Origin of the sequence: Oscillibacter sp. CAG:155, assembly GCA_000436875.1 — a bacterium.
In the GTDB taxonomy this organism is placed as follows: domain Bacteria; phylum Bacillota; class Clostridia; order Oscillospirales; family Oscillospiraceae; genus Oscillibacter.
In genome coordinates this window covers 1-745 of the sequence record FR890862.1, presented here as the reverse complement: position 1 = coordinate 745, position 745 = coordinate 1, and the positions used below count along the sequence as shown (strand labels likewise).

Genomic DNA, 745 nt, shown 5'->3' with positions numbered 1-745 from the left:
TTTCCTCCTCCATGATGAAGTTCACCACGCCGCCGCCTCGTTTGCAGCCGAAGCAGTAGTAGATCTGTTTGTCCGGGGAGACGGAGAAGGAGCCGGTCTTTTCGCTGTGGAAGGGACAAAGGCCAAAGAGATTGGAACCCTTACGGGTCAGCTGCACATAGCTGCTTACCACGTCCACAATATCGCTGCGGGCGATGAGTTCGTCCAGAAAGCTCTGGGGAAATGCCATGGCCAAGTCCCTCCTTTCGCTCAGTTTTGCCGCATTTTTCACCAATCATACCAATGTACGCTTTAGATATACCCCGTCGTTTTTTGATTTCCTCTTTTTTTTCACAAATTTTTTTAAAAATTTTGTGAAAGGCGAGAATTTACAAAATGGAGCCTGTCACATACAATAATTTTGATTGCGCCGCCGGTTCCCCGGCGGCTTTTTGCGGAAGGGGAGGGACGGCCATGTCCACAGAACTTCTGGCCGTCCGCCCGGACCGGTCGCTGACGGATGGGGAGGCGGCGCTGCTGCTGGAACTGCTGCCGCCGGAGCGCCGGGAACGGCTGCTGTGGCAGGCGGAACAGAGGGAACCCCTGTGCGCTTACGGGCTTTTGCTCCTGGCGCTGCGGAGGCGGCTGGGCTGGCGGTCACTGCCGCCGGTTGCCCGGGGCCCTGCGGGAAAACCGTTTTTCCCGGATTTCCCGGAAGTGCACTGGAACCTGAGCCACACGGCGGGCGCGGTGCTGGCGGGGGTGT

1 protein-coding gene and 1 pseudogene are annotated in these 745 nt (G+C 57.6%); one reads left to right on the top strand and one right to left on the bottom strand.

The genetic code is table 11. The features are described 5' to 3' along the window. A partial coding sequence (locus tag QZL67_RS02855; protein WP_292919732.1) for a CHC2 zinc finger domain-containing protein occupies positions 1-229 on the bottom strand: 229 nt, incomplete at its 3' end. A 224-nt stretch (positions 230-453) separates the two neighbouring features. Between QZL67_RS02855 and QZL67_RS02850 the strand changes: the two are divergent. Beyond that, positions 454-745, top strand: a pseudogene (locus QZL67_RS02850) (4'-phosphopantetheinyl transferase); the annotation flags it as partial.